Below are 13158 nucleotides of genomic sequence, written 5' to 3'. Positions count from 1 at the left end.
CAGTTTTTTTTCAAGCATTTCATTTTAAATGAAAAAATGATAATTGGGATTTTATTGTTTTAAGGCCGTCTGAAAGCTTTGGAATATGACCTGTCGGTCGGTTCGCTTTTTTCAGACGGCCTTTAAATTGTAGTCAATCGTGTTGATCCAAATGGTAGATCTGCGCCACGGCATCGATTAATTCGCTGTTGTCCGAGCCCGCTTTATTGAGCGTGCGTGTCGGAGAGTGGAGCAGTTTGTTGGTCAACTGAATGGAGAGGCGTTCAAGGACATCCTCGGCGGACACGCCTTTTGCCAGTTGCTTCATGGCATTTTCCAATACTTGGCGGCGTGCGCGCTCGCCTTCGTCGCGCAAGGCGCGGATAAGCGGAACGCTTTGACGGTTTTTCTGCTGGCGGATAAATTCGCTGACCTTCTCTTCCACCATGCTTTCAGCCGCCGCCGCTGCCTTTTTGCGCGCATCTTTACCGCTTTGGACGATGTCCATCATGTCGTCTACGGTATAGAGATATGCGTCTTCCAATTCGCCGACTTCGGCTTCGATATCGCGCGGCACGGCTAAATCCAGCAGGAAAACAGGCATGTTGTGGCGTTTTTTCAATGCGCGCTCGACCATGCCTTTGCCGACAAGGGGCAGTTGGCTGGCAGTGGAAGAAACAACCACGTCGTAATCGTGAAGAATATCGGGCAATTCGTTCAGCAGGCAGGCTTCGGCGTTGACACCGAGTTTGTCGCACAATTCCTGCGCGCGCTGGTGTGTACGGTTGGCAACGGTAATGAGCTTGGGATTTTTGGCGGCAAAATAAGTGGCCACCAGTTCAATCATTTCGCCTGCGCCGATAAAGAGGACGTTCAGATCGGAAATGGAAGGGAAGATTTGCTCTGCCATTTTGACCGATGCAGAAGCCATGGAGACGGAGTTTTCACCGACAGCAGTGTCGGTACGTACTTCTTTGGCAACGGCAAAGGTTTTTTGAAACAGGGCGTTTAAGTGGGTATTGATGCTTTCCTGTTCTTGCGCAACGCGGACGGCATCTTTGATTTGACCAAGAATTTGCGGTTCGCCCAAGACCATGGAGTCCAAGCCGCAGGCGACACGGAAGGCGTGGCGGACGGTTTCATTATTATCCAAGGTGTAGAGGTAAGGGCGGATTTCTTCGGCAGGCAGGTCGTGATATTGTGCCAACCAGTCGATGATTTTTTCGGTTTCGCCGACGCAGTAAAGCTCGGTGCGGTTGCAGGTAGAAAGAATAACTGCTTCTTCCGCCGCCTCACTGCGCGCGAGGTTGGACACGGCATCCGGCAGATTTGCAGCTGCAAATGCCAGTTTTTCGCGTATGCTCAAGGGCGCAGTTTGGTGATTGAGTCCGACGACGGTAAGTTGCATGGTTATGGTATGACCGGGTAGTGTGTGTGGTGGGTATTATAGCTTAAGTGGGCTTTAAAATGAATGTGTTGGGGGAGAAGATGCAATGAGGTTTGCCATCGAAAAGGCCGTCTGAAAAGATTCAGACGGCCTTTTTATAATGAAAGGCTTAAACGGCTTCTGCTTCTTCTGCCAAGAAACCGCGCAGTTTTTGCATGGCTTTGGCTTCGATTTGGCGGATGCGTTCGGCAGATACGCCGTATTCGGCAGCCAATTCGTGCAGGGTCAAACCGCCATCGTCTTGCAACCAGCGGCTTTCAACGATGCGGCGGCTGCGGTCGTCCAGTTGCGCCAAGGCGTTTTGCAGACCTTCGGTTTGCAGGGCGTAGTGGGCCTGTTTGGACAACTGACGGCTAGGCTCTGCATCGTGGTCGGCCAACCAGTCGATAGGGGCGAAGTTGTCTTCGTCATCGTTGTTTTCTGCCATAATGCCGATATCGTGACCGGTCATGCGTTGTTCCATTTCCAAGACTTCGGACAATTTGACGCCCAAATCGTCGGCGATTTCTTGTGCTTCTTTTGGAGACAAGGCGCTCAGGTTTTTACGCATGCTGCGCAGATTGAAGAACAGTTTGCGCTGCGGTTTGGTTGTGGCAACGCGGACCAAACGCCAGTTGCGCAAAATGAATTCGTGGATTTCTGCTTTAATCCAATGCACGGCAAACGAAAACAGGCGCGCGCCGCGGCTTGGTTCATAGCGTTTGACGGCTTTCATCAGGCCGATATTGCCCTCTTGAATCAGGTCGGCTTGGTTGAGGCCGTAGCCGTCGTAACCGCGAGCAATGGATACAACGACACGAAGATGAGACAGAATAAGCTGTTTGGCGGCGTTGAGATCGCCTTTTTGTTGACGTTCGGCCAGTTGTGTTTCTTCTTCCGCGGTAAGCATGGGAATGCTGTTGACAGTATGAATGTATTGCTCGAGGCTACCGTTGCCGCTGTGGATAACGGGTAATGCAAAAGCTTTATTCATAAAAGGATGCTCTCCTTGATTAGGCCGTCTGAAAACGGCTTTTGTTTATTGTGTGACAAGCAGTATAACACTGCCTGTGGTTTGTTTTGTTATGGGTTGGATTTTTTCTGTAAATTAACGATAGATTCAATAGTTTTTACTGCTTGAATCGCAAGGTTTGATTGTCTTAGAAAATTTGAGTGATTTGCTAGGTTTTAGGTAAGTATATTACAAACATTTCTGTATGTAAATAGTTTTAGTAATAAAAAAGACCTTGTATAACAAGGCCTTAAAAATTTTTTATTCTGGTTTCTTCCGGCCAATCAGGATAAGGAATACGCCGATAACGGCCAAAATACTGATAAGCCAGGTTGAGCCGCCTGCTTTCATGTAAGGCGTTTCGCCGATGTAGCCTTTGACGTGGCCTTCGAGGACGGTTTCTGTATCCGGTTGGGCTTCAGCAACAATCGTACCTTTAGGGGAAATAATGGCGGTCGCACCGGTATTGGTGGCGCGAACCATGTAGCGGCCCAGTTCCATTGCTCGCGCTTGGGACTGTTGAAGCTGCTGATACATGGCATTGGATTTGCCGTACCACGCCATATTGCTGATGTTGGCGAGCAGGGTGGAGCGTTTGGCCGTTGCGATGAGTTCGTCGCCGAAACCGTCTTCATAGCAGATATTGAAGGCGACTTTTTGATCTTTCATCACCAAAGGCGCTTGGTTGTCGCCGCCTTTTTGAAAGTCGGCCAAAGGCATATCCATCATTTTATAGAGACGCTCGGTAATAGCGGGCAAGGGTTTGTATTCGCCAAATGGAACGAGGTGGTTCTTGGCGTAGTAGGGGATGACATCGGAAGTGCTGTTGTGATAGTCGCTCAAATTGATGACTGCATTTTCGTAGCCGTTGCCGTCGGGCGTATATTGGCTGATGCCGATGGCCAATGCGCTGCCGTTGCTTTGAGCCTGTTCGGCGAATTGTTCCAAGATACCTTCGGGCAGGTCTTGGCGCATCAGCGGCAGGGCGGTTTCAGGCAGGATGACGATGTCGGCACTGGTTTTGCTGATTTGTTCGTAGTATTTCTGAATGGTCGGAATGATTTGTTCTTCTTTCCATTTCAGATTTTGCTCGATATTGCCTTGAATCAGGGCGACGGTGCTGGTGCTGCCGTCGGGGCGGGTGTATTCGGTTTGTTGGGAAATGTAGCCGACGGAGCAGAGCGCAACGATAAGGAATAAGGGCATCAGGCGGTGTTTCAGACGGCCATGGTTGTCAATCAGCAACACCAGCCATGCGCTTAGGAACGCGGTTGCCAGCGTAACCATGTGAATGCCGCCCAAAGGCGCGAAACCTGCCAACGGGCTGTCTTTGATGATTTGGGAATAGCCGATTGCGCCCCAGCCGAATCCGGTCAGGAAGCGTTCGCGGGCAAATTCTGCCAGCGTCCATAAAATTGGCAACAGCAGGCCGGTTTTGGCCCAGCGAGATAGGTTGCATTTTCTCCACACCCAAAAACAGATAGCCGGATAAAGCGCAAGAAATGCCGGCAGCAGGAAGGTGAGGGGGATGGCGTATGAATCCGGCAAACCCGAAACATCATGCAAGGCAGTGTGTATCCAATAAAACTGCGCCGTATAACCGATTAATCCGAACAGATAGGCAGTCATGACGGCAAAGCGCGGCCGCAATTCAATCAGGCGTATCAGCGCGCCAAACAACAGCGGCATCAGCCAGAAATGATAATACGGGGCGAAAGTGAACGGTGTCGCGGCGGCAATCAAGATGACCAGCGGCCAGTAAAGCAGCGGGTGTTGCCAATATTGTTCGAGTTTACGGAAAATATTCATGCTTTAAATGGTATTGAGGCCGTCTGAAAAGTTTTCAGACGGCAGGGAAACAAAATCAGTCTTTTTGAAACAATTTCATTGCAGGCAGGACGATTGCGCAAGCCAAGGCACCGGCGGCTACTCCGACCACCAGATTGGCGATATGTTCCATTATGCCGCTGTCCCAATGCTGCGCGTGGAGGAAATCGTGCAAAAAGCCAAGGTTGTGGGCGATCAGTCCGCCACCGACCAAGAACATCGCTAGCGTGCCGACAATGCTCAAGCCGCGCATAAACCAAGGCATAAATGAAATCAAACCGCGTCCGATACCTTGCACAGCAACGCTTTTTTGGCGCATCAACATCATACCGAGGTCGTCAAGTTTGACGATAATGCCGACCAAACCATAGACCAACACCGTCATGCCGACACCGATGGCGGCCATAACCAAAGAACGCGTCATCAGGTCATATTTTTCGACAACGCCCAGCGCGATAATGATGATTTCGGCGGAGAGGATGAAATCTGTGCGGACTGCGCCTTTCACTTTTGTTTTTTCGTCTGTGACTTCAGGCTCGGCATCGTGTCCGTCTTCGTGTTCATTACGGTGTAGAAATTTGTGCAACAGTTTTTCTACGCCTTCAAAACACAAATAAACACCGCCGATCATCAGCAAGGGCGTAATCAGCGCAGGCAGGAAAGCGGAAAGCAACAGCGCAAGCGGCACCAGAATCAGCTTATTGACCAGCGAACCTTTTGCCACCGCCCAAATAATCGGCAATTCGCGCTCGGCAGATACGCCGGTTACCTGATTGGCGTTGAGCGCCAAATCATCACCAACCACGCCGGCGGTTTTTTTGGCGGCGACTTTGGTCATCATCGCTACGTCGTCCAAAACGGCGGTAATGTCGTCCAAAAGCGTAAAGAGAGAGGCGAAGGCCATAATGTTGTCCGGATAAAATCAAATAAACGCGCGATTATATATGAAAATTCAGTTGCTTGAATGGTTTCAGACGGCCTTTGACGGAAATTAACCAAAGGCCGTCTGAAAATGCTATTTCGGCGTATAACGTCCCGCCATGGCTTTATACACCATATTTTCGTATTTTAAAGCCTCATAGCGTTGGTTCAGCAGGTTTTGCGCCGAGCTGTATTCCGTATTCAAAGCCTCCAGCCAGTCTTTCATCTCGTTTTTACCATGCTGGTAGCGGACTTGATAGTAATGGCTGTTTTTCTTGTCCAACTGGTAACGCTGTTCCTGATTAGCAAGGCCGGCCTGCGCGTTTTTGTAGGCAAGGTAGTTGGTGTTGACTTCGTTGAGCGCGGTAGTCAGGGCTTTTTCAAAATTCAGCTTGGCACTATCCATCTCCGCCTGTACGGTTTTGTCTTTCCATTTCATGGTCTGCCAATTGAGGAAAGGCAGATTGATGGTGGCCGAACCGCCCAACATGGGGATATTGAACGTGTTTTTCGCTTTATCGGAAGACGTACTCAGACTTGCACCCAAAGTAATCGACGGGTACCAACTGCGTTTTTGCGCGTTGACCGATTGTTGCGACGCTTGCAGGCGGTATTCGGCGGCTCGCAGGTCGGGGCGGTTGGCCAAAACGGTAATCGGTACGTCCAAGTTCACGCCTTTGACCGGCAACAGACGGAATTGTGCCGGATCGGCGGCCATGTTTTCAGACGGCCTTAAATTCAATAAATTACGCAAAACCTGTTTTTGCGTATCCAAATTGTTTTGCAAAGACAACAGGCTGTTTTCTGCGTTCAACAATGACTGTTTGGCTTGCGTCGGCTGGCTTGAATCGGCCCGGCCGTAGCGGAACTTGGCATTCGCAATGCGGTTGATTTCCTGATATTGCTTCAGCGATTTTTGCGCCAACTCGATGGCTTCGTTCAGGTAGGCAATATTGAAATACGCATCGGCGACATTATTAATCAAAGTCAGGCGTGTGTTGGCCATGTCTTCATGCGTGGCTTGGTATTCCCATACCTGCGCATCGGCAGTGGCACTGAGTTTGCGCCACAAATCCAATTCGTAGCTCAAGCCAAGCTGGCTGCTGAAGGTATTGCCGTGGCTGCCGGTTTTCAGGTTTTTAGAAGCATTCGCGCCCAACGAACCGCTGAACGAAGGCACCAAATCCGCACCCAAAATATTGGCTTGGTACAAAGCCTTGTTGACGCTGATGGCCGCCTGTTTCAAATCGATATTGTTCGCCAGCGCCTGCTCCATCAGCGCGTTGAGCTGCTGGCTTTGGTAGATTTCCCACCAGTTGCCGTTTACATCGTAGCGTTCGGCAGTTTCAGCCGCACTCATGACTTGGCCGGTTGCTTCCAGCGTCAGGTTCGGATTGGCTTTAGGCGCGGCGCACGCACTTAGGGCAAGGGCAACAGCCAATGACAAGGCTGCTTGGGAAAAAGGTTTCGTCTTCATAAAAAATCTTTCGGGTAACGGCATTTCAGACGGCCTTAAGATAATAGGCCGTCTGAAACATAATCAATCTTGAGCTAAGGCATCAATCGGGTTGAGCTTGGAAGCCTTGTTGGCAGGCATAAAGCCGAACGCGACGCCGATGGCGGTGGAGCAGACGACTGCGCCGATGACGGAAGCCATGGAAATGCTCATCGGGAAATCGGTAACAAAATAGTTGAACACCAGGCTGATGCTTGCGGACAACAATACGCCCGAAAGGCCGCCGATGATACAGATTAAGACGGCTTCAATCAGAAACTGCTGCAAAATATTGTTGCGGCGTGCGCCGATTGCCATGCGGACGCCGATTTCTTTGGTGCGCTCGGTAACGGAGACCAGCATGATGTTCATCACGCCGATACCGCCGACCACCAAAGAGATGACTGCGATGGAAGAAATCAGCAGCGTCATGGTGCCGGTCGTGCTTTCAACCATTTCTTTGATGCTGTCGCTGTTGTTCATAAAGAAGTCTTCTGTACCGTGGCGTGCTTTCAGCAGCTCGGTCAGGCTTTTTTCGGCAACCTGCGTGTTGGCATCGTCTTTGATTTTGACAACGATGGAGTTGGTATAGCTTTCGCCGGTAATTTGGTGCATGACCGTTGTATACGGCGACCAAAGCATCAGCGAGTCGGAATTGCCGAACGAGTTGTCATCCTTTTTCATAATACCGATGACGGTTAGCGGACGTTTTTTGAAGAGGATGGTTTTGCCTAAAGGATTGACGCCTTCGCCAAAGAGTTTGGTTTTGGTGTTTTGGTCGATAACAACGACTTGGGCATCGGTTTTTACATCGTCATCATCAAACAGACGGCCTTCTTCCAATTTCAAGCCGCGTACGTCGAAATATTGTTCGCCTACGCCGTAAAGCGAGGCGGTCAGGTCGGTATTGCGGTAGGTCAAGGTGCCGCCGGAGTTGGTTTGAGGAGTGGCGGAGGCGACGTAGCTTTGTTGGCTGATGGCTTTTGCGTCATTAATCGTCAGTGTTTTGATTCGTCCGCTTCTACGGTCGCCAAAACCACGACCAGGGAAGATGCTGATGGTGTTTGTGCCCATCGAGTTGATGTCTTCCAAGATTTTTTGTTGCGAGCCATTACCCAAGGCCACTACCGATACCACCGAAGCGATACCGATGATAATCCCCAGCATGGTCAGCAGCGAACGCATTTTGTGCGCCATAATCGCCTGTACCGACATTTTGAATGCTTCCATAAATTGATCGTAATAAAACGACCAGGAAGCTTTTTCTTTAATCCTCTCTACTTTGCTTGGCGGAATATCAGGATTTTTAGACGTATCCGAAATAATCTGACCGTCGCGGATTTCGATGACGCGGTTTGCGTTTGCCGCAATGCCCGGATCGTGGGTGACCATAATCACGGTATGTCCGTCTTCGTGCAACTTATGGATGATTTCCATCACATTTTTACCGCTGGCGGTATCCAATGCGCCGGTCGGTTCGTCGGCGAAGATGATTTCGCCGCCGTTCATCAACGCGCGGGCAATCGAAACGCGCTGTTGCTGACCGCCGGAAAGCTCGCTGGGTTTGTTGCCTTCTTTATTTTGCAAACCCAAATCGCCCAATAATTTTTCCGCACGCTCCGCACGCTCTTTGCTGTCCATGCCCATATACACGGCAGGCAGGGCGACGTTGTCCCGGGCGGTCAGCGAGCTTAACAGGTTGTAACGCTGGAAAATAAAACCGAAACGCTCACGGCGCAAAGCCGCCAGCTCATCCGGCTGCATTTGCGATGTTTCGATGCCGTCGATTTGATAAGAGCCGGAGGTGGCGGTATCCAGACAGCCCAAGATATTCATCAGCGTCGATTTGCCTGAGCCGGACTGGCCGATAATCGCCACAAAGTCGCCTTTTTCAATAGAAAGGCTGACATCTTTCAATACGTGCACACGGTTTTCACCGCTACCGAAAAAACGGTTGATATTCTTACATTCGATTAAACTCATAATCTTTCCGGGCGAAAAATAGACATACAGAAACCAAGGCCGTCTGAAACACAGCCAAACCTTTCAGACGGCCTTAATCAATCAGCGGGGAGGGCCGCCGCCCATCATCGCGCGTTCGCTGCTCTTACTCTTTTCGTCTGCGCTCATTTCAGAAACGATTACTTTTTCGCCTTCTTTCAAGCCGCTTTTGATTTCGGTATTCATGCTGTCTTTCAAACCGACGGTCACTTCGCGTTCTACCGCTTTATTGTCTGCGCCCAAAATGCTGACATAGGATTTGCCGTTATGCTTTTTCACAGTCAGCGTCGGTACCAGTAAGACATTCTTCACGCCGTTGATTTCGATTGTGTTTTGAGTGGTCATACCGATGGAAAGTTTGCCGTCGGAATTTGGCACCAAGGCGCGGGCATAGTAGTAAATCGCATTGGAAGTCGTGTCCGTGCTGCTGGTGTAGCTGCCTAAAGACATGGTGGTCAGGCCGGGGTCGACGCTGTCCAATTTCGCTTTAATCGGCGTGTCCGGTTCGGACAAAATGGTGAACGAAATATCCTGACCGGCTTTGACTTTCGTAATATCGCCTTCGGCAATCTGCATTTTGTTTAACATGGTTTCCAGATTAGCCAGTTGGATAATGGTCGGCGTAGATTGCGCCGCATTGACGGATTGGCCTTCCTCAACAGGAATGGCGACCACGGTGCCGTCCATGGTGGCGGTAATCCGCGTGTGGCCCAGTTCGGATTCGGCTGTATTGATGGAGATTTTGGATTGTTTGATGGAGGCCTTCAGTTCGGCGACATTGGCTTTGGCTGCGGCTAAAGAGTCTTGTGCAGATTCCAAATCTTCTTTGGAAGTGGCCTGTTCTTTCCATAAGGCAAGTTCGCGTTTATATTTTTTCTCCGCACTGGAAAGCGCAATTTCGGCAGAAACCAATTTTGCCTGATAAGTTTCCAGTTTGGATTTTTCGGTATTTAAGGTGTTGAGCTGATTGGTTGAGTCGATTTCTGCAATCAGATCGCCTTTTTTCACTTGTTGGCCCAGTTTCACATACAGTTTTTTAATTTGACCTGAAGCTTCCGCGCCTACGGATACCAAATTGGAAGGCGAGATTTCGCCGGTTGCCGATACGGTTTGACGGATATCACCGCGTTTGACCACTTCCGTAATAAAAGAAGACTGAGGCTCAGGCTTCATCAAAGACCAGCCGCCGAAAGCCGCTGCTACTACAACAGCCGTACCGGCCGCCCACTTGAAAACTTTAGACATATAAAAGGAACCAATTCAATAAAATAACGTCGCAGACAAGCGACAAATGTATTGATAGAAACAAAAAAACAACTGGATTTTACTGTAAAGACTAAGGCCAACCAAGAGACAGTCGGCTTAAATTGAAGTTTAACTTATTGAAATAAAAAATAAAAGGATGAAAATATTTTTCAGAACTTGTACCTCGTTTACATAAATTCCCAAACTCCCTCCGAATCTGAACATTTAAGCCGCAAGAAAACGACTATAATATTCATGTCTTATTCCAATTATTAACGACACAAATAAAATGAAATACCAACAAGGCTTCACGCTTATCGAGCTGCTGATAGTCGTTTTGATTGCAGCCATTCTCGCTACCATCGCCTATCCGTCTTATCAAAACTACATCCGCCAAACGCGTCTCGCATCCGTCCGCACACAGATGCTTCATAACGCCCAACAGCTCGAACGCTATTACACTCAAAAAAGTACATTTGTAGGGTTTCCTGATGGAAATTTACAGCAGAATCAATATTTCAATATTAGTTTTTCCGAAGGTACGGATTCTATGCCTAATCCTTCCGATTCAGGTTATATTTTGAAGGCTGTACCCAATAAAGAAACCAATGCCGATGAAACTTGTACCGTTTATTACAACGACAGCGGCATCATCTGGGCAAACAGCGATAAACAAAACTGCCCTGGTTATGAAATACCAAAATCGGAATAAATCGAAATATAAAAGGCCGTCTGAATTTCAGACGGCCTTTTGGATGGTTTGGCTGTATAAGCACATTAGCTTATACAGGGCAAAGATTGGTAATCCTGACCCAATGTGAAGTCAATCTTAGCCTTTGCGGCGCGGTTCGTCAGGGCGGATGCGGGAAGCCAGTTGGTCGAGGATGCCGTTGACGAATTTATGGCCGTCGGTGCCGCCGAAAGTTTTGGTGACTTCGATGGCTTCGTTGATGATGACAGGATAGGGGGTTTCAGGCATGGTGCTCAGCTCATGGCAGGCAACCAGCAAAACGGCGCGTTCGATAGGGCTGAGGTCTTTCTCGTCGCGGTCGAGCAGGGGGCTGATTTTTTCCATGTATTCTTCGGCATGGGTTTGTGCACCGAAAAACAGTTTGTTGAACAGCTCTTCATCCATATTGGAAGATTGGGACAGTTCGTGGATGTTTTTAGCGATTTCGGGAGCGGCGGTTTTGTTGATGCCTGCTTGATAAATGGCTTGTACGGCAAGCTCGCGTGCGCGGCGGCGTGGGCTTTTCATGGGTATTCCTTGTGAAGAGGGCCGATGGTTGTCGGCTAAATATTGAATGATTCAGACGGCCTCAATGTCATGATTGGGAGGCCGTCTGAAAAGATGCGGTATTCAATACGGGGAGAAGCTTATTCTTCGTCGTCTTCGTATTGTTCTGACAAAAGATGGTTGACCAAGTTGGCACATTCTACGGCAACTTTGGCGGCATCGGAGGCTTTTTCTTCGATGCGTGCGACGGCCTGTTCGTCGTTTTCGGTCGTCAGGATGGCGTTGGCAATCGGGATGTTGTAGTCAAGGGCAACGCGGCTGACACCTGCGCCGGACTCATTGGATACCAATTCAAAGTGGTAGGTTTCGCCGCGAATGACAACGCCGATGGCAATCAGGGCATCGAATTGTTCGGATGAAGCGAGGTTCATCAGCGCGATAGGCACTTCAAGCGCGCCGGGGACGGTGGCAAGCGTGATGTTGTCTTCGGCTACGCCCAATTCTTTTAGGGTACGGCAACAAACTTTGACCATTTCGCTGCCGATTTCGTTGGTGAAGCGGGCCTGAACGATGCCGATGCGCAAGTTGGTACCGTCGAGGCGGGGTTCGATAATGTTCATGATGATTCCTTCAATATTGGTGAAATAGGGATTCGGCTCGGTTTCAGACGGCCTGGTTATAGGGAAGGCCGTCTGAAATGAAATGGGGATAGATTATTCTTGCGGCTGCCAATCGGCAACGGCTTGGAACTCGCCGTCTTCGTTCAATTCCCACGCGCTGCCTTCTGCCTGAGTCAGCAGGGGCGCGATGTCGGGATTGTCTGCGGTAATGGCGGAGAGGCTGACAATACTGAAGTTGTCGGGATTGTCGGTGTATTCGTCGGTTTCGTCGCCGCTGAAAATACGCCAGCCGCTGTCGTTTTCAAATACGGGGGCTTCGCGGTAGAGGAAACCGACGGGTTCGCCTTGTTCGGCGACGGTGTTGGTAACAATGCAGCGGTCGAGCGCTGCGGCCAATGCTTGGGCAAATTTGTTCATGGAGTTGACAAAGAGATGATTTGGCATGATTTTACACGATTCGCCGCTTTTCCGCACGGATGTGTGCAGGGGCGGTTTGATGGTACAATGTCGGTCGAGTGCCGTCAGGTTTGAACATGACGGCTTTTGATTGTTTATCGGCTTGAGGGACGCGAGAAACAATGAGCCAAAATAAAAAAGTTGCCGATGTAGCCTTTTTATTTTGTTTCACTGCGGATGAGGCGTATTTTCGGGCTGTTTTTTGAAAGTATGGAATGAAACCTGATTTGCTCAAACAGCAGGCGCATCGAGCGATTCAAAAGCGTCTGGGCTATGAGTTCCGCAATATGGAGCTGCTTCAGCAGGCTTTGACCCACCGCAGCTACAATGCCAAACACAATGAGCGTTTTGAATTTGTCGGCGATTCGATTTTGAACTATTCCGTGGCGCGGATGTTGTTTGACGCGTTTCCCAAATTGTCGGAAGGCGAGTTGTCGCGGATGCGCGCGGCTTTGGTGAATGAAGGCGTATTGGCTGAAATCGCGTTGGAAATGAATGTCGGCGACGGTTTGTATTTGGGTGCCGGCGAGTTGAAGAGCGGCGGTTTCAGACGGCCTTCGATTTTGGCCGACGCGATGGAGGCGATGTTTGCAGCGGTCAGCTTTGACGCTGATTTTTCTGCGGCGGAAAAAGTGGTTCGCCATTTGTTTGCGGAACGCGTGAAACGTGCGGATTTGAACATCGGCAAAAAAGACAGTAAAACCGCTTTGCAAGAAGCCTTGCAGGCACGCCGCTTTGCCCTGCCGAAATATCGAATCGAAGAGCAGGCGGAGCAGACGGCCGATGCGATGTTTGTGATTTCCTGCGATTTGGGCGAACTCGGCTTTATCTGCAATGCACGCGGCAGCAGTCGGAAAGTGGCCGAGCAAAAAGCGGCATGTGAAGCCTTGGAATGGTTGGAACAGAAGTTTCCTTTGAAAAAATCTAAAAAATAATATT

Annotated in this window: 12 protein-coding genes; 2 read left to right on the top strand and 10 right to left on the bottom strand. The window is 49.7% G+C overall.

What is annotated here, in order from left to right; translation table 11 throughout:
• Nucleotides 1-133: 133 nt before the first annotated feature.
• The 7 genes from hemA to FOC66_RS05935 all read right to left on the bottom strand — a co-directional run bounded on the left by hemA (nucleotide 134) and on the right by FOC66_RS05935 (nucleotide 9906).
• The gene (gene hemA / locus FOC66_RS05965; RefSeq protein WP_003748579.1) at nucleotides 134-1387 is read right to left on the bottom strand and encodes a glutamyl-tRNA reductase; all 1254 of its coding nucleotides are present in this window, start codon (nucleotides 1385-1387) and stop codon (nucleotides 134-136) included.
• A gap of 148 nt (nucleotides 1388-1535) precedes the next feature.
• Complete coding sequence (rpoH, locus tag FOC66_RS05960; protein WP_003748576.1) at nucleotides 1536-2399, bottom strand: RNA polymerase sigma factor RpoH; 864 nt, start codon at nucleotides 2397-2399, stop codon at nucleotides 1536-1538.
• Nucleotides 2400-2678: 279 nt separating this feature from the next.
• Complete coding sequence (lnt, locus tag FOC66_RS05955) at nucleotides 2679-4226, bottom strand: apolipoprotein N-acyltransferase (protein WP_003748574.1); 1548 nt, start codon at nucleotides 4224-4226, stop codon at nucleotides 2679-2681.
• A 55-nt stretch (nucleotides 4227-4281) separates the two neighbouring features.
• Nucleotides 4282-5148, bottom strand: a complete 867-nt coding sequence (locus FOC66_RS05950) for a DUF808 domain-containing protein (protein ID WP_003748572.1) — start codon at nucleotides 5146-5148, stop codon at nucleotides 4282-4284.
• Between the two features lie 111 nt (nucleotides 5149-5259).
• Nucleotides 5260-6642, bottom strand: coding sequence for a TolC family protein (locus tag FOC66_RS05945; RefSeq protein ID WP_003748570.1), 1383 nt, complete (start codon nucleotides 6640-6642; stop codon nucleotides 5260-5262).
• Between the two features lie 63 nt (nucleotides 6643-6705).
• Nucleotides 6706-8643 carry a MacB family efflux pump subunit gene (locus FOC66_RS05940; RefSeq protein WP_003748569.1) on the bottom strand — a complete coding sequence of 646 codons (1938 nt, stop codon included), beginning with the start codon at nucleotides 8641-8643 and terminating at the stop codon, nucleotides 6706-6708.
• A gap of 81 nt (nucleotides 8644-8724) precedes the next feature.
• Nucleotides 8725-9906 (bottom strand): efflux RND transporter periplasmic adaptor subunit, encoded by a 1182-nt coding sequence (locus FOC66_RS05935; protein WP_003748567.1) that lies wholly within the window; start codon nucleotides 9904-9906, stop codon nucleotides 8725-8727.
• A gap of 289 nt (nucleotides 9907-10195) precedes the next feature.
• On the opposite strand from FOC66_RS05935, the gene FOC66_RS05930 reads away from it, so the two are divergent.
• Nucleotides 10196-10618, top strand: a complete 423-nt coding sequence (locus FOC66_RS05930) for a type IV pilin protein (protein WP_003748566.1) — start codon at nucleotides 10196-10198, stop codon at nucleotides 10616-10618.
• Nucleotides 10619-10735: 117 nt separating this feature from the next.
• Here FOC66_RS05930 and nusB read toward each other — a convergent pair whose 3' ends face one another.
• The 3 genes from nusB to FOC66_RS05915 all read right to left on the bottom strand — a co-directional run bounded on the left by nusB (nucleotide 10736) and on the right by FOC66_RS05915 (nucleotide 12180).
• On the bottom strand, nucleotides 10736-11164 hold the full coding sequence (gene nusB, locus FOC66_RS05925) for a transcription antitermination factor NusB (protein WP_003748564.1): 429 nt from the start codon (nucleotides 11162-11164) through the stop codon (nucleotides 10736-10738).
• Between the two features lie 119 nt (nucleotides 11165-11283).
• Nucleotides 11284-11763 carry a 6,7-dimethyl-8-ribityllumazine synthase gene (gene ribH, locus FOC66_RS05920; RefSeq protein WP_003748562.1) on the bottom strand — a complete coding sequence of 160 codons (480 nt, stop codon included), beginning with the start codon at nucleotides 11761-11763 and terminating at the stop codon, nucleotides 11284-11286.
• A gap of 93 nt (nucleotides 11764-11856) precedes the next feature.
• Nucleotides 11857-12180, bottom strand: coding sequence for a DUF2185 domain-containing protein (locus tag FOC66_RS05915; protein ID WP_003748560.1), 324 nt, complete (start codon nucleotides 12178-12180; stop codon nucleotides 11857-11859).
• Nucleotides 12181-12434: 254 nt separating this feature from the next.
• Here FOC66_RS05915 and rnc point away from each other — a divergent pair, with 254 nt between their 5' ends.
• Nucleotides 12435-13154 (top strand): ribonuclease III, encoded by a 720-nt coding sequence (gene rnc, locus FOC66_RS05910; RefSeq protein ID WP_003748556.1) that lies wholly within the window; start codon nucleotides 12435-12437, stop codon nucleotides 13152-13154.
• The last annotated feature ends 4 nt before the right edge of the window (nucleotides 13155-13158 follow it).

Source organism: Neisseria mucosa, assembly GCF_013267835.1.
Classification (GTDB): Bacteria; Pseudomonadota; Gammaproteobacteria; order Burkholderiales; family Neisseriaceae; genus Neisseria.
Note: the sequence above shows the minus strand (reverse complement) of the source record. Positions and strands in the feature narration are given on the sequence as shown.